General features: G+C 63.3%; 11 protein-coding genes and 1 pseudogene. 1 reads left to right on the top strand and 11 read right to left on the bottom strand.

What is annotated here, in order from left to right; genetic code table 11:
• Positions 1 to 9: 9 nt before the first annotated feature.
• The 6 genes and pseudogenes from ACI2KG_RS06420 to yegQ form a co-directional block, all read right to left on the bottom strand.
• On the bottom strand, positions 10 to 1,008 hold the full coding sequence (locus tag ACI2KG_RS06420) for an alpha/beta fold hydrolase (RefSeq protein ID WP_404661264.1): 999 nt from the start codon (positions 1,006 to 1,008) through the stop codon (positions 10 to 12).
• A 75-nt stretch (positions 1,009 to 1,083) separates the two neighbouring features.
• Positions 1,084 to 1,185, bottom strand: a pseudogene (locus tag ACI2KG_RS06415) (DedA family protein); the annotation flags it as partial.
• 445 nt (positions 1,186 to 1,630) lie between these two features.
• Positions 1,631 to 2,059: a DUF411 domain-containing protein gene (locus ACI2KG_RS06410; protein ID WP_400621174.1), complete on the bottom strand. Its 429-nt coding sequence runs from the start codon at positions 2,057 to 2,059 to the stop codon at positions 1,631 to 1,633.
• Between the two features lie 14 nt (positions 2,060 to 2,073).
• A complete protein-coding gene (locus tag ACI2KG_RS06405) occupies positions 2,074 to 2,973 on the bottom strand; it encodes a copper resistance protein B (protein WP_404661263.1) in 900 nt (299 codons plus the stop codon).
• Positions 2,966 to 4,750 (bottom strand): copper resistance system multicopper oxidase, encoded by a 1,785-nt coding sequence (locus ACI2KG_RS06400; RefSeq protein ID WP_404661262.1) that lies wholly within the window; start codon positions 4,748 to 4,750, stop codon positions 2,966 to 2,968. The genes ACI2KG_RS06405 and ACI2KG_RS06400 overlap by 8 nt, the downstream gene beginning before the upstream one ends.
• A gap of 78 nt (positions 4,751 to 4,828) precedes the next feature.
• A complete protein-coding gene (gene yegQ, locus ACI2KG_RS06395) occupies positions 4,829 to 6,163 on the bottom strand; it encodes a tRNA 5-hydroxyuridine modification protein YegQ (RefSeq protein WP_404661261.1) in 1,335 nt (444 codons plus the stop codon).
• A gap of 134 nt (positions 6,164 to 6,297) precedes the next feature.
• On the opposite strand from yegQ, the gene ACI2KG_RS06390 reads away from it, so the two are divergent.
• Positions 6,298 to 7,362 carry an AI-2E family transporter gene (locus ACI2KG_RS06390; RefSeq protein WP_404661260.1) on the top strand — a complete coding sequence of 355 codons (1,065 nt, stop codon included), beginning with the start codon at positions 6,298 to 6,300 and terminating at the stop codon, positions 7,360 to 7,362.
• Between the two features lie 130 nt (positions 7,363 to 7,492).
• Here the strand turns inward: ACI2KG_RS06390 and ACI2KG_RS06385 are convergent, their stop codons facing one another.
• The 5 genes from ACI2KG_RS06385 to gap form a co-directional block, all read right to left on the bottom strand.
• On the bottom strand, positions 7,493 to 7,756 hold the full coding sequence (locus ACI2KG_RS06385) for a DUF3077 domain-containing protein (protein WP_019473937.1): 264 nt from the start codon (positions 7,754 to 7,756) through the stop codon (positions 7,493 to 7,495).
• Between the two features lie 972 nt (positions 7,757 to 8,728).
• Complete coding sequence (locus tag ACI2KG_RS06380) at positions 8,729 to 11,314, bottom strand: TonB-dependent receptor (protein WP_404661258.1); 2,586 nt, start codon at positions 11,312 to 11,314, stop codon at positions 8,729 to 8,731.
• 256 nt (positions 11,315 to 11,570) lie between these two features.
• Positions 11,571 to 12,533 carry a FecR family protein gene (locus ACI2KG_RS06375; protein WP_404661257.1) on the bottom strand — a complete coding sequence of 321 codons (963 nt, stop codon included), beginning with the start codon at positions 12,531 to 12,533 and terminating at the stop codon, positions 11,571 to 11,573.
• 88 nt (positions 12,534 to 12,621) lie between these two features.
• Entirely contained in the window at positions 12,622 to 13,134 is a 513-nt protein-coding gene (locus ACI2KG_RS06370; RefSeq protein WP_404661256.1) for an RNA polymerase sigma factor, read from the bottom strand.
• Between the two features lie 248 nt (positions 13,135 to 13,382).
• Positions 13,383 to 14,384: a type I glyceraldehyde-3-phosphate dehydrogenase gene (gene gap / locus ACI2KG_RS06365; protein ID WP_404661255.1), complete on the bottom strand. Its 1,002-nt coding sequence runs from the start codon at positions 14,382 to 14,384 to the stop codon at positions 13,383 to 13,385.
• Positions 14,385 to 14,525: the final 141 nt, after the last annotated feature.

Here is a 14,525-nt window from a genome sequence, read left to right as displayed (position 1 = left end):
GAACCTGCTTTATTTGGCCAACCACTCCACCAGCGTGCGGTTGAACCGCACCGGCTCTTCGATCTGCGGCGCATGCCCCATGCCCTCGAAGGTGATCAGCTCACCCTTGGGGATCAGCTTGGTCACCTGCGGCCCCAGCTCGGCATACTTGCCAAGCTTGGCCTTCACCTCTGGCGGCGCGATATCGCTGCCAATCGCCGTGGTGTCCTTGTCGCCGATCAGCAGCAAGGTCGGCATCTGCAGGTCCTTGAACTCGTGGTACACCGGCTGGGTGAAGATCATGTCGTAGATCAGTGCCGAGTTCCACGCCACCGCTTCATGCCCCGGCCCCTTGTTCAAGCCCACCAGCATCTGTACCCAGCGTTCGTATTCGGGCTTCCAGCGCCCGGCATAGTAAGTCTTGCGTTCGTATTCGCGCACGCCCTCGGCATCCAGCTTCAGCTCGCGGGCATGCCACTGGTCCACGGTGCGGTAAGGCACGCCAAGGGCTTTCCAGTCTTCCAGGCCGATCGGGTTGACCATTGCCAGCCGTTCCACCTGCTGCGGGTACATCAGCGCATAGCGGGTGGCAAGCATGCCGCCAGTGGAGTGACCAAGCACAGTGGTTTGCTTCACGCCCAACTGTTCCAGCAGGGCATGGGTGTTGTCGGCCAGTTGCTGGAAGCTGTACTGGTAGTGCGCCGGTTTGCTCGACGTACAGAAGCCGACCTGGTCCGGGGCAATGACCCGGTAGCCAGCCTTGCTCAAGGCATCGATGGTGGTTTCCCAGGTGGCGGCGCAGAAGTTCTTGCCGTGCATCAGCACCACGCTACGGCCGTTGGCCTGGCCTTGGGCGGGCACGTCCATGTAGCCCATCTGTAGGGCCTGGCCCTGGGACTTGAAGTCAAAATGCTTGAGCGGGTGCGGGTAACTGAAACCTTCGAGCTGAGGGCCATAGGTGGGCGATTCGGCAGCGAAGGCCGAACCGCCTGCCAGGCAGGCCAGGGCCAGGGCGGTTGCGCGCAGCATGGGGGCACTCCATGTAGGACCATGTAGGAAAAGGCGAATGTAACAGCCCATGGACTGCGCGGAACGTGAAAGGTGTTACCAGGCGTGAAACCAGCCCAGGGTGATCATCGCCAACACCGCATAGCGGCCGGCCTTGGCCACGGTCACCAGCAGCAGGAAACGCCAGAACGGCCTCCGATTGCAGCGGTAGCAGGGTGGCGGCACCAAAGCGCTGAAAAACAGCGCCCACAGGCTAATGCCGGTCAGTTAAGAAAAGGCAAGGTGTTCTCCAAGCTTTTAGCGGCGCCTATTCGATCGCGCGCCGCCCGCGCGGCGCTTCGCGGGACAAGCCCGCTCCCACATCTGTTTCGGGCCAGTTACTCCTGCCACCTGCGCACTCGCACCCTGGGTGCATGGCGGGAGATTGATGAAGAGCAGCGTCACTGCCGATGTCGAAGGGAACAAACAGGGCGGCCAGAGGTGATCTCACAGGAGAGACTGGCCCGAAACAGATGTGGGAGCGGCCTTGTGCCGCGAAGCGCCGCGCGGGCGGCGCTCGATCTAACGGGCAACCAAAATCTCAAGGCAAACACCCGTCAGCCCTTATCGCTCAACTGACTGGCATTAGCCCACAGGCTGAGCATCAGTAGTTGGCGACCACGGTGTCTTGGCCATCCTGGGTCACCCCGATGACCTGGTAGGCATCCTTGTGGTCACCCATTTCCATGCCGGGCGAGCCCATCGGCATGCCTGGCACGGCCAGGCCCTTGAGGTCGCTGCGCTTGGCCAGCAGGCGGACTTGCTCGGCCGGCACATGGCCTTCGACGAACTTGCCGTCGATCACCCCGGTGTGGCACGACGCCAGGCGCGGTGCCACGCCCAGGCGCTGCTTGACCGCGCTCATGTTCGGTTCGACGTGATCGTTGACGGTAAAGCCGTTGTCACGCAGGTGGCTGATCCAGGCCTTGCAGCAGCCGCAGTTGGGGTCGCGGTAGACGTCAATGGTCTCGGCGGCCTGGGCTAGCCCGGTTACGGCCAGCAGGCCCAGGGTCAGCAGATGTTTGCGCAGCATTGTGAAGCTCTCCTTTAGAAACGCAGGCGGATACCGGCGACTAGCCGGGTTTGGCCGAGGTCTTCGCCGTCCTCGCGGGCCTGGTCGGCACGCTGGCCGTGCAGGCGGTTGAAACTGACCCCGATGTACGGCGCGAAGCTGCGGGTGATCTCGTAGCGCAGGCGCAGGCCCACTTCGCTATCGGCCAGCCCGGCGCCTTGCTCGCGCCCGGCGTCGTTGCGCCCGTAGAGGTTGCCCTCCAGGGTTGGCTCCAGTATCCAGCGGTTGGTCAGCAGCATAGCGTAAGCGGCTTCCAGGCGCAGCGCGGTCTGTTGCCGCTCGCCGGCGTAGGCCGTGGCCTGCAGCTCCAGGCCGTACAGCGGTGTGCCCTGGATACCGAAGGCGGCCCAGGCCTGGCCGCTGGCGGGTTTGAAGTCCTGGCGCACACCCGCCACCAGCTCCCACCATGGGCTTACCGCATGGCCCCACAGCGCTTGCAGCTCAGCCTTGTGCGTCTTGCCCTGTTCGCGTTCGCCTTCCGTACGCAGCCACAGACGGTCGATATCACCGCCGACCCAGGCGGTGGCGTTCCAGTTCAGCGCACTGCTGCTCTCGAAGTTCTGGTATTCGAGCTGGTCGGCGAGCACGGCCCAGTTCAGCGCCCGGTCGTGGACCTGGTGCCCGGGCAGGGGCGGGAAGGCGGCGCGGCGGTCGTCGTCGCTGATGGCGGGCAGGGGCGTGCGCGGCTGGCTGGCAGTGGCCGGGCCATGGCCCATGCTTTCATGGTTCATGCCGGTGTGGTTCATCGGCATGGCCTGATGGTTCATCTGGCCATGGTTCATGTCCTCCATGCCAGCGGCCATCGCCCGTTCGCTGGCGAGCAGGCTCAGCAGGGTCACGCCGGCCACGATGCTGCGGGTGCGGGGGTCATTCATCGACGCGTACCTCGCGGAACATGCCGGTCTCCATGTGGTAGAGCAAGTGGCAGTGATAGGCCCAGCGGCCCAGGGCGTCGGCAGTCACCCGGTACGAGCGGCGGCTGCCGGGCGGGATGTCGAGGGTGTGCTTGCGCACCAGGAACTGGCCGTGCTCGTCCTCCAGGTCGCTCCACATGCCGTGCAGGTGGATGGGGTGGGTCATCATGGTGTCGTTGACCAGGGTGATGCGCACCCGCTCGCCGTATCTCAGGCGCAGCGGCTCGGCATCGCTGAACTTGATGCCGTCGAACGACCAGGCAAAACGCTCCATGTGGCCGGTCAGGTGCAGCTCGATGTCGCGCGAAGGCGTGCGGCCGTCCGGGTCGGGGTAGGGGCTGCGCAAGTCGGCATAGGTGAGTACGCGGCGGCCATTGTTGCGCAGGCCGATGCCAGGGTCAGCCAGGTTGGCGCGCGGGGCCATGGTTTGCATGTCCACCAGCGGGTTGTCGGTTTCGCTGGCCGGGTGTTGCTGCATGGCCATATGTGAGCCGTGGCCCTGCGTTGCGGCCATCGCCGGCAAGCCAGCTCCCACAGGGGTAGCGCTTGGCTCGAGGGCGGCGCGGTCGATGTGGGCGCTGGCTTGCCGGTGATTGGTACTGACGCCGTCATGATCCATTTGGCCCATACCCCCATGGCCCATGTCGTCCATGCTCAATACCGGGCGTGGGTCGGGTACGGGTACCGGTGCTTGCAGCCCGGCGGCGCGGGCCAGGGTACCGCGGGCGAAGCCGGTGCGGTCCATGCTCTGGGCGAACAGGGTATAGGCGGGCAGGTCGCCCACAGTCACCAGCACGTCGTAGGTTTCGGCCACGGCAATGCGCAGTTCATCCACGGTCACGGGCACCACCGGCAAGCCGTCGGCAGCGATCACGTTCAGCTTCAACCCGGGAATACGGAAGTCGAAGTAGGTCATCGCCGAAGCGTTGATCAGCCGCAGACGCACGGTTTCGCCGGGCTGGAACAGGCAGGTGAAGTTGCCTTCCGGCGGCTGGCCGTTGAGCAGGTAGGTGTAGGTGGCGGCGCTGATGTCGGCAAGATCGGTGGGGCTCATGCGCATGCGTGCCCAGGCGGTGCGCTCGGCAACGGTCGGGCTCCAGCCGTTTTCGGCGACATCGTCGATGAAGTCGCCGACGGTACGTTTGTGGTAGTTGAACGCATCGGACTGCTGCTTCAAAGTGGCCATCAACTGTTCCGGCGCCTGGTCCGACCAGTCGCTGAACAGCAGCACATGGTCACGCTGGTAGCGGTGCGCTTCGGGCTCGCGTGGTTCGATCACGATTGCCCCGTACACCCCCGCCTGTTCCTGCAGCCCCGAATGGCTGTGGTACCAATAGGTGCCACTCTGGCGTAGGGTGAACCGGTACAGGTAGTCGCCGCCAGGTTCGATGCCAGCGAAGCTCAGGCCTGGCACCCCATCCATGTTGGCTGGCAGGATGATGCCGTGCCAGTGGATCGAAGTGTCCTGCGCCAGGTGGTTGCGCACGCGCAGGCTCACCGTGTCGCCTTCGCGCCAGCGCAGCAGCGGGCCGGGCAGGCTGTTGTTGAGGGTCAGCGCGGTGCGCGGGCGACCGGTGATGTTGACCGGCGTCTGGCCGATGAACAGTTCAAAGTGCTGGCCGGCCAGGTCACGGCCTTCGGCAGCCTGGGCCAGCGGGCGCCAGAGCCCCAGGCCCGCCAGTGTGCTGGCGGCGCCCAGGCCTTTGACGAAGGTACGGCGGGAGGGGTTGCGCAACATGGCGTGGCCTCATGCAGGAGAGCCACGATGTTCGCCCCAGGCGCCTGTCAGGTAGCTGAGGCGAACATTACAGCGTTGTCAGTTGGCGGCTTCGTCGGCACCCAGGTCGCGCATCAACAGGGCGTGGTCGAGGGCCACCTGTTCCGGAATCGGCAGGTACACCACATGGCCGTCGCCCGGTGCCACCTCGATCGCCTGCTGCTGGCCGTTGCACAGGCGATGCAGGTCGAAATGGTAGTTGCCGCGCGGGGTCATCAGCTCCAGGTGGTCACCCACGGCAAAGCGGTTCTTCACCTTGACCTCGGCCAGGCCATCCACGCGCACGCCGGTCAGCTCGCCGACGAATTGCTGGCGCTCGGACACCGAGTTGCCGCGCTGGTAGTTCTGGTACTCGTCGTGTACGTGACGGCGCAGGAAGCCCTCGGTGTAGCCGCGTTGCGCCAACGATTCGAGGTTGCCCATCAGGGCTTTGTCGAATGGCCGCCCGGCCACTGCGTCATCGATCGCCTGGCGGTACGATTGCACCGCACGGGCGCAGTAGAAGTGCGACTTGGTGCGGCCTTCGATCTTCAGCGAATGCACGCCCATGCCGGCCAGGCGCTCGACATGCTGGATGGCGCGCAGGTCCTTGGCGTTCATGATGTAAGTGCCGTGTTCGTCCTCGAACGCCGGCATTTCCGTGCCGGGGCGGTTGCTTTCCTGCAGCAGGAACACCTGCTCGGTGGGCGTACCCAGGCCCAGGGTGGGCTGCACTTCGCGAACGATATCGCCAGTGGCGTTCTCGGTGGCGGGCGTGGCATCGTACTTCCAGCGGCAGGCGTTGGTGCAGGTGCCCTGGTTGGCGTCACGCTTGTTGAGGTAGCCCGACAGCAGGCAACGGCCCGAATAGGCCATGCACAGGGCGCCGTGGACGAACACCTCCAGCTCCATGCCCGGCACCTGCTGGCGGATTTCCTCGATTTCTTCCAGCGACAGCTCGCGCGACAGGATCACCCGGCTCAGGCCCATTTGCTGCCAGAACTGTACGCTGGCCCAGTTGACCGTGTTGGCCTGTACCGACAAATGCACCGGCATGTGCGGGAAGTGCTGGCGCACCAGCATGATCAGGCCGGGGTCAGACATGATCAGTGCATCTGGCGCCATCGCGATCACCGGCGCCAGGTCCTTGAGGAAGGTCTTGAGCTTGGCGTTGTGCGGGGCGATGTTGACCACCACATAGAATCGCTTGCCCAGCGCATGTGCTTCTTCAATGCCCAGCGCCAGGTGGGCATGGTCGAATTCGTTGTTGCGCACCCGCAAGCTGTAGCGCGGCTGGCCGGCATAGACTGCGTCGGCGCCGTAGGCAAAGGCGTAGCGCATGGTCTTGAGGGTGCCGGCGGGGGCCAGCAGTTCGGGCTTGGCGATAGAGGTCATGGTGCGCACCGGGGCAAAGGGCGCGCATGCTAAAAGCCTCGGCCAGTACACGTATTGATTTACATCAAGGGAGTGGCGGCACTTTTAGCCAAGCGGCGCGCACTAATATTGCATAAGCCATTCGAGGACCTGCGATGAACGAAGCCGCTTTACAGAACAAAGCCCTGGCAGTGCTACTGGCAGTGGTGACCATTGCCTTTATCTGGATCCTGCTGCCGTACTACGGCGCGATTTTCTGGGCGGTTGTACTGGGAATCCTGTTTGCCCCCCTGCAGCGCAACCTGCTGATCCGTTTTGGGCGCAGGCGTAACCTGGCGGCGGCGGCGACGACCCTGGTGTGCCTGTTGGTGGCGGTGTTGCCGGTGTTCATCACCAGCGCGCTGCTGGTGCAGGAAGGCGCCACCCTGTATCAGCGTATCGAGAGCGGGCAGCTGGATATCGCCGGTTATGTCGAGCGCGGCAAGGACCTGCTGCCTGCATTTGCCCAGCACGGCCTGGACAACCTGGGCATGGGCAACCTCGATGGTTTGCGTGACAAGATCACCAAGTGGGCGACCCAGGGCAGCCAGGTACTGGCAAGCCAGGCGTTCAACTTTGGCCAGGGTACCTTCGAGCTGGTGGTCAGCTTCGGCGTCATGATGTACCTGTTGTTCTTCTTCCTGCGCGAAGGCGCCGACGTGGCGCGCCGTGTGCGCCTGGCGGTGCCGCTTCCCGAGCAGCAGAAGCGTCGCTTGCAGCTGAAGTTCAACCGGGTGGTGCGGGCGACGGTGAAAGGCAACGTCCTGGTGGCCATTACCCAGGGCGCACTGGGCGGCTTGATTTTCTGGGTGCTGGATATCCCCAGCGCGCTGGTGTGGGCGGTGCTGATGGCGTTTCTGTCGCTGCTGCCGGCGGTGGGGGCGGGTATCGTCTGGGCACCGGTGGCGGCGTACTTCCTGCTGACCGGGGCGATCTTGCCCGGGATCATCCTGACCGCGTTCGGGGTACTGGTGATCGGCCTGGTGGACAACCTGCTGCGGCCGATCCTGGTGGGCAAGGACACGCGTATGCCGGACTACCTGATTTTGGTGTCGACGCTGGGCGGATTGGCGGTGTTCGGGCTCAACGGCTTTGTGATCGGACCGTTGATTGCGGCGCTGTTCATGTCCAGCTGGGCGATCTTTGCCGCGACCAAGCCGCAGGTGCAGTTGCCGCAGTAACGTACCATGCGCAAGGTCCTGTAGGAGCGGCTTTAGCCGCGAACACCGGCAAAGACGGTGCCATCCACCGCGTCGCCTGTTCGCGGGCACGCCCGCTCCCACAGGAGTAATAGCACCTGTCAGCAATACCTCATTGCTTCATGCCCAGTTCGGCATCATCCATCAACGCCTTGGCCATCGCACTCAGGTAGTGGGCAGCCCATATCATCATCGGTTTCTCGTCCATCAGGCCGGTGATGGTCAGTTCGCGTACATAGCCCATCAGTTCCGAAGATTGCTCGCGGGCGTCGCGGCAGGGAATGCCTGGTTCGATGCGGAACAGTGGGTGGGTGCCGTTTTCGCCTTGATAGAAGGTGGTCTTGCCGACGGTGAATTGGGTGTCTTCTGTGGTCATCGGTGTATCCCCTGGAGTTTCTCGAATGCCTGGGCGGGCCTCTTCGCGGGCGCGCCCGCTCCCACAGGTGCTGTGCAAAGCCTGAGGCTTGTGGTGATCAGGGTGTATTCGAGGGAATGGGGATGGAGGGGTGGATCGGGAACGATTTTCAACATTACGATTTACCGTTATCGGTGCCGCCTCCTGCCTGCTGTCAAACAGTTGGGTGGCAGCTGTACGTGGGTTGACAGACCGGCGGAAATCGTAAAGTTCCGGCGCACGCAAGCGTGCCCGCACGTACAGCCGCCATAAAGACGAACCGCACACGATTTACCGTCACAGCCTGTCAAAGCTGTATCGTTGATGAGCAACGACAGACCGAGACTAGAGCGCTATCAGAGCAGCGGCAACGGAAAATGCGCGGCAGGAGTATGTTTGGGAAATGGCCTACAGGGAAGGGGTTAAATCCGACATGTCAGGTGTTCTGTGCCCGATTGCGTCAGGGCGGTGAGGTGCCTGCCTTGGTTTTTGCGGTGCTGCGCAGATCGAGCGCCGCCCGCGCGGCGCTTCGCGGGACAAGCCCGCTCCCACATTTGTTGCAACGTGGCCATGTCTGTTAGGCCATGGTTGTCAGCCTCGTTGGTCTGACTCAATTTCTCGGCTGGCGTTGCCGCAGCCCAGTCTCAAGACATGCACCAAGGCAGGCAACCATGGCCTGACAGGTTCGGCACGTTGCAACAAATGTGGGAGCGGGCTTGTCCTAATGCCGGTCAGTTAAGCAATTTGGGGCCGCGTTGCGGCCCATCGCCGGCAAGCCAGGCTCCCACAATATGGCGCATGGCTTGAATCCGATGCGGTCGGTGTGGGAGCTGGCTTGCCGGCGATGGGCTGCACAGCAGCCCCGGCAGTCTTAACTGACTGGCATTAGGGCTTGTCCCGCGAAGCGCCGCGCGGGCGGCGCTCGATCTCACAGGCGGTGCAAATCCAGAACGGTCAGATATCCCACACCACATTGATACCGAAGTTGCGCCCCGGCATGCTCAGGCGGTCGATGTTGGCGGGCTGGGTCACACCGGCTTCACCCTGGCCGTCGTAGCTGCGTACCGAGTCCCACTGCCAGTACTTCTTGTCGGTGAGGTTGTACAGGCCAGCGTTGATGGTGACGTCGTCGGTAACCTTGTAGAAACCGGTCAGGTCCAGCACGCCGTAGCCCGGGGTGCGGAACTTCGAGGTCGAGCCGTCGGGCGAATAGAAGGTGCTGTCGTCGACACGGGTCTTGCGCTTGACCAGCGTCCAGCTCAGCAGGCCGCCGTAGTTCTGCTGCTCGTAGCCCAGGCCGAATACGCCCTTCAGCGGGTTGACGGTGTTCAGTGGCTCGCCGCTATCGTCGTTGCGGCCATAGGTGTAGGCAATCGAACCCTGGGTGTACAAGCCCTGCGGCGCACCAAAGTGGTCGAGGTTCAGGCGGCCTTTGACCTCGGCACCCTTGATGGTGGCGTGCTTGATGTTGTTGGCCTGGAAGGTTTGTTCCAGGTTGGCACCCTGCACCGCGTCTTCGTCGATGAAGTCGCGGTACTTGTTGTAGAACACCGCCACGTCGAAGTTGCCGGCGTCGAAGTTGCCGCGCAGGCCGGTTTCGTAGCTTTTGCTCTTTTCCGGCTCAAGGTTCGGGTTGCCTTCCACGCGGTAGCCTTGCTCGATGTTTTCGAAGCGGCCATACATGGCCTTGGCGGTCGGGGTGCGGAAACCTTCGGCGTATTGGCCGTACCAGGTGTAGTTGTCATTGAAGGCATAGGTCAGGCCGAACTTGGGCGAGACGCGGTGCCATTTCTTGTCCGAGTCGTCCTGCGAGGTGGGCGCGGTGCCGGTGGACTCCAGGCCACGCAGGAACTCCTCGGTGAACTTGGGTTCCATGCGCGTGTAGTCGTAGCGGGCGCCGGGCATGAAGGTCCAGTTGTTCCAGCGGATCTCGTCCTGAACGAACAGGCTGTAAGTGTTCACCGTTGGGTCCGGGAAATCGCTGACCAAGGCCTGCGAGTCAGCCGTGCTGACTTGGCCGATGGCCCGGCAAGCGCCACCCACAGCCAGGCAGGTGCCTGTACCGCTGCGCGATCCGGTCACCTTTTCATGCTTCAGGGTTGCGCCGTAGGTCAGCAGGTGGTCGGTCTGGCCAATGCTGAATGCCTTGTCCAACTGAGCGTCGAACATCCATTGGCGGTCTTTGTAGGTGGTATCGCGGGTACGCAGCACGGTACGGCTGAAGGGGAAATAGACTTCCTCGGTATGCTGGTCGGTCTTGGCAATCTGGTAGTTGAGGCTCCACTTGATATGGTCAGCTACCAGAGAATCCAGGCCAAATTCGTGATTGATACCGAAGCGCTCGCGGGTAATGGTGTCTTCGCCGGTACGGCTGCGGTACATGCCCAGGCCGGTACCGTTGGTGAACGGCCCGCCCACCGCGCTGAGGATGTTCTGGTCACGGTCATCCTTGTAGCGCTCGTAGGTAAAACCCAGGCGCGCGTCGTCGGCGTAGTTCCAGCCCAGCTTGGCCAGCACGTTGGTGGTGCGTGCGTCCATCGGGTTGGCTTCGGTACGCGACAGGCCATCGCCACTGTGGTGGCCTTGGGTTTCGGTCTCGTGGCCATTGCGCTGGCTCAGGTGCAGCAGGCCATCGAAGTCGCCCTCGCGACCGGCGACGGTGGCCGAAGTCAGCCAGCTTTCATCAGCCGAGCTGTAGCCGGTCTTCAGGCGTGCGCCGACGTCCTTGCCGGGTTTGATGATGTTATCCGGGTCGAGGGTGAAGTAGCTCACGGCGCCGCCGATGGCGTTGCTGCCGTACAGCACCGAGGCCGGGCCGCGGAGGATTTCCACGCGCTTGACGATTTCCGGGTCGACATAGTTGCGCTGGGTTTGCGCATAAGGGCCGTAGAAGAAGCTGTCGGGGATCGACACGCCGTCGACCTGGGTAAGGATCCGCTCGCCGTCGATACCGCGGATGTTGTAGCCGTTCAGGCCGCTGCGCTGGCCAGTGCCGGATACCGACACGCCTGGCTCGTAGCGCACCAGGTCCTGGATGTTGTTGACGTTCTGCCGGTCCAGTTGCTCGCGGGTCTGCACGCTGACGGTGCTGGGTACCTGGCTGACGTCCTGGGCGCTACGGGTGGCGCTGACGGTTACCTGTTGCAGCGCGATCACGTTGCTGCCGGTCTGGCGCTCGAGGACCACATTGCCGTGGCTGATCTTGCGAAAGCTCAGGCCAGTACCGTGCAGCAGGCGCTTGAGTGCGGCATCTGGCGGCAGCGAGCCCTGTACCCCTGGCGACGCCACGCCGTCGGCCAGTTCGGCACTGAAGCCGACCTGCCAGCCGGTGACCTGGCTGAAGGCGTTGATTGCCGACACCAGCGGCTGCTGGCCGATGCTGAAGCGGTAATCGCCCATGCGTGGGCTGCTGGCCTGGGCCGGTTCGGCGGCCAGCGCCGGCAGGCTGCAGGCGCCGCTGGCCAACAGGGCCAGGGTCAGAAGAGACAGTTGCCCTGTACGGCGGGAAAGGGGGGACGAGCGGGTAGGACCTGTGGACATCGGAAGCGCTCCCAGACGCGCGGACTGTTATAAGTGATGGCTGTTCTCGTTTTCAAACAAGAATCAGTTGCATTGGCTATAACGAGACGGGTGGGAGGGCGTGACCGCGTAAAAATAGTTTGGAAGGTTATTGCAGGCAGTCTGCGAACCCTGTGCGAGGCTTTGCCGCGAAGAATCCAGCGCTGTGCAATGGCACCGGCTTTGCCGGTGTTCGCGGCTAAAGCCGCTCCTACAACGATGTGTGTGGCTGATGCGGTCAGTTCAGGATCACCAGCGCCGGGTACTCATGCAACTGGGCCGAGGTGATGTGGGCCAGCGCACGCAGGGTTTCCAGCGGCTGGTCGAGGCGGTAGTTGCCGGTGACGGCAACGTCCTCCAGTTGCGCATTGCGGTTGATGATCCAGCCTGGGTAGTAACGCCGCACCTCGGCCAGCACCTGGCTCAGCGGGCAGTTCTCGAACACCAGGCGGCCGTCGATCCAGGCCAGGTCTTTGTGCATGTCGGGGCGCTGGCGCTGGCCAAAGCCCTGTGGGCCGACGCTGATGCTGTCGCCAGCGCTCAGGCGAATGCGCTGATCGCGCGCGCCCTGCAGGTCTACATCGCCGCGCTGCACCCGCACCTGTGCCTCGCCGTCGAGGTAGCGTACGGCAAAGTCGGTGTCGCGTACCTGCGCACGCAATGGCCCAGCCTCTACCTCCAGCGGCAACAGCGCGCCAGCGGAAACCTGGAAGTACGCCTCACCCTGCAGCAAGCGGGCGACCTGGCGCCCGTCACGACGGTCGCTGGCAAACGCCGAGTTGGTGTTGAGCAGTACTTTTGCGCCGTCCTCCAGCTGCAGGCGCTGGCGCTCACCGACCACGGTCAGGTGGTCGGCCTGCAGGCGCGTGGGCAAGTTGCCGACGGTGAACAGCCCAACCAGCAGCACCGCTGCAGTGGTCAGGGGTTTCCAGTGGCTGCGCAGGCGCCCGCGCCACGAGCGGCGCTGCTGTCGGTGCAGTTGCGTGGCCACCTGGTGCAGCGGCGTACCGTTCCACAGCGCTTCGGCCTCGACGTAGGCCTCGGCGTTTTCCGGTGCGGCGCTCAACCACGCTTCAAATGCCTGGGTGTCTTCGGCATCGGCACATTGCAGGCGCACCAGCCAGTCCAGCGCCTCGTCCATGGCACGAGCACGGGCGCTGGGCCCGGCAGGTGACGGGCGAGGGGCAGGGCGGTCGGTCACGGTGAATCCTTGCGTGGTTTTTTGCGAATGATCAAGGCTTGGGCAGGGTGTGGCAAGCGCTTTGCGCTACCGCTCGCCTGTTCGCGGCTCACTTGAGGCGATCGGCTACACCCATGCAGATGGCCATGATCAGTTTCAGTTCCTTCTGTACCGTGCTGGCCGAAACATTCAGTTGTTCGGCAATTTCCAGGTAGGTGGCGCCATGCAGGCGGCTGAGGAAGAAGATGCGCTGTTGGCGCTCGCTCAACTGGTTGAGGCTGACGCTGAGGTGCCTGAGCAACTGTTCGGCATGGGCAGCATCCTCGCTGCTGCTGGCGGGCGCGGCCACGCTGTGCAGCACCTCGTCGGGCACGTCGTCGACCAGCATGCGCGCCTGCACCCGGCGCGCGCGCAGGTGGTCGAGCGCGAGGTTGCGCGCCGTCTGGAACACAAACGGCTCGATATGCTCGATCGGCCGCTCGCCCAGGGCACGGGACACCCGCAGGTAGGTTTCCTGCAGCAGGTCTTCGGCCGTGCTGGGGTTGCCGACCATGCGCTGCAGGGTGCGCAGCAGGGTAAGGCGCTGTACGAGGAAGACAGAGTTGAACCGGGACTGACTCACGGGGGGACCTGGCCGACGAAAGGTTAATGATAATGCTTATCATCCATGTCGAAGGTCAAGTGTGGAAATGTTAGGAAAAGGTAAAGAGTGTGAGTCTGCAGGCCCTGCGCGGTCACTGTAGGAGCGGCCTTGCGTCGCGATGGGCTGCAAAGCAGCCCCAGAAATCTATGCCCAAAGGCTGAAATCCTGGGGCCGCTTTGCGGCCCATCGCGACGCAAGGCCGCTCCTACAAGGGAGCGTGCCAAGGCTTAGCGGGCGCTACACAACGCCAAACAGTTATCCAGCATCCGGTTGCTGAACCCCCACTCATTGTCATACCACGCCAGCACCTTGAGCATGCGCCCGTTGGCCCGGGTATGGTTGGCATCAAAGATCGACGACAGCGGGTTGTGGTTGAAATCGCAAGAAACCAGTGGCAATGCGTTGTAGCCCAATACCTTGGAATGCTTGCTGGCCTCGAGGAACAGTTGGTTGACCTGCTCGGTCGTGGCCTCGCGCCTGAGGTTGACGGTGAGGTCCACCAGCGACACGTTGATCACCGGCACACGCACCGCCATGCCGGTCAGCTTGCCGGCCAGCTCCGGCAGCACCAGGCCCACGGCTTCGGCGGCACCGGTCTTGCTCGGGATCATCGACTGGGTGGCCGAACGCGCGCGGTACGGGTCGCCGTGGTACACGTCGGTCAGCACCTGGTCGTTGGTGTAGGCGTGAATGGTGGTCATCAGGCCCTGCTCGATACCGAACTCGCGGTGCAGCACCTGGGCAATCGGCGCCAGGCAGTTGGTGGTGCAGGAGGCGTTGGAAATGACCTGGTGGGAAGCCCGCAGGATGTCATGGTTGACCCCGTACACCACCGTGGCATCGACACCCTTGCCCGGCGCCGAGACAATCACCTTGCTCGCACCCGCGGCCAGGTGGGCGGCAGCCTTGGCGCGCTCGGTGAACAACCCGGTGCACTCGAACACCACGTCGATGGCTTCGGCCTTCCACGGCAGTTCGGCCGGGTTGCGAATGGCACTGACCGCGATGCGGTCACCATTGACCGTGATGCTTTCGTGGTCGGCCTCTACCGTGGCGTCGAAGGCGCCGTGCACGCTGTCGTACTTGAGCAGGTGGGCATTCATGGCGCTGTCGCCCAGGTCGTTGATGGCGACGACCTGCAGGTCCTGGCGGTAGCCTTGGGTATACAGTGCGCGCAGGACGTTGCGCCCGATGCGGCCGAATCCATTGATGGCGATGCGTAGGGTCATGGCAGTACCTCTGGCAGTCCGAGTGAAACCTGTGGCACAAAGGAGCTTCACTGAAACGGTTTTGTTGTTGGAATTACAAGATTATTCACTATCAGATAGAAAACAAGCCTTTTTAGTGGCAGTATTTTGTTTAAACATACA

Source organism: Pseudomonas sp. NPDC089407 (genome assembly GCF_044900445.1).
Taxonomy (GTDB): domain Bacteria; phylum Pseudomonadota; class Gammaproteobacteria; order Pseudomonadales; family Pseudomonadaceae; genus Aquipseudomonas.
The sequence above is the reverse complement of the archived record's forward strand: the minus strand, read 5'-3'. Positions and strand labels throughout refer to the sequence as shown.

Bases quoted from the DNA above. Each gene is read 5' to 3' on its own strand.
- ACI2KG_RS06405 (WP_404661263.1), bottom strand. From the start codon at position 2,973: ATGAATGACCCCCGCACCCGCAGCATCGTGGCCGGCGTGACCCTGCTG.
- gap (WP_404661255.1), bottom strand. From the start codon at position 14,384: ATGACCCTACGCATCGCCATCAATGGATTCGGCCGCATCGGGCGCAAC.
- ACI2KG_RS06400 (WP_404661262.1), bottom strand. From the start codon at position 4,750: ATGTTGCGCAACCCCTCCCGCCGTACCTTCGTCAAAGGCCTGGGCGCC.
- ACI2KG_RS06420 (WP_404661264.1), bottom strand. From the start codon at position 1,008: ATGCTGCGCGCAACCGCCCTGGCCCTGGCCTGCCTGGCAGGCGGTTCG.
- ACI2KG_RS06380 (WP_404661258.1), bottom strand. From the start codon at position 11,314: ATGTCCACAGGTCCTACCCGCTCGTCCCCCCTTTCCCGCCGTACAGGG.
- yegQ (WP_404661261.1), bottom strand. From the start codon at position 6,163: ATGACCTCTATCGCCAAGCCCGAACTGCTGGCCCCCGCCGGCACCCTC.
- ACI2KG_RS06410 (WP_400621174.1), bottom strand. From the start codon at position 2,059: ATGCTGCGCAAACATCTGCTGACCCTGGGCCTGCTGGCCGTAACCGGG.
- ACI2KG_RS06390 (WP_404661260.1), top strand. From the start codon at position 6,298: ATGAACGAAGCCGCTTTACAGAACAAAGCCCTGGCAGTGCTACTGGCA.
- ACI2KG_RS06385 (WP_019473937.1), bottom strand. From the start codon at position 7,756: ATGACCACAGAAGACACCCAATTCACCGTCGGCAAGACCACCTTCTAT.